General features: G+C 33.0%; 1 pseudogene. It reads right to left on the bottom strand.

Going from position 1 to position 537, the window contains the following annotated elements:
• Positions 1-441 (bottom strand): annotated as a pseudogene (locus GNY06_RS00505) (hypothetical protein); the annotation flags it as partial.
• Between the last annotated feature and the right edge of the window lie 96 nt (positions 442-537).

Raw genomic sequence — 537 nt, 5'->3', positions numbered from 1 at the left:
CTTGAAAAAAGGTTTTAATCTTGCTATACAGTGTTTTACCTGTTTTATATGATGAGGCGAAGCTTCTATCTTTTCATATGCTAATTCCAAAGCATCGATAAAAAATGTATCCGGAGATAATTCTCCGGCCTTATTAGGAACTTCGTATATATTTTTCTTTAAAATAGGGTTGTACCCTTCTTTCAGAAGTCTCAATTCATTTTCCAATAAAACTTTGGTTGCATTTCGTCTATCTTCAAGATCTTTATACTCATTCATTCCCTTTACAATAGTAAGACGACCATAAGGGTATTTGTCTTTGAATAAAGGATCGTGAAAATAATATTGAATTTTCCAGATTAATTTAACTGATTTTTTTCCAGCTGTTTTCCATTCTTTGGGAAATACGGACGGCGTGCTGCAAGAACACCCATTTGGTAGTAAAATTTTGCTGCGTTTCATTGCTCTAGTTTATTAACGATTTTATTAACGTTTGTAAACCGCAATGCTAAAAAAGTAAATTTAAAAAACCTGCAAACCCTTTGTGGGAGAGGGTTT

Source organism: Elizabethkingia argenteiflava (assembly GCF_009904105.1).
In the GTDB taxonomy this organism is placed as follows: Bacteria; Bacteroidota; Bacteroidia; order Flavobacteriales; family Weeksellaceae; genus Elizabethkingia; species Elizabethkingia argenteiflava.
This window is presented reverse-complemented; position numbering and strand designations above follow the sequence as displayed.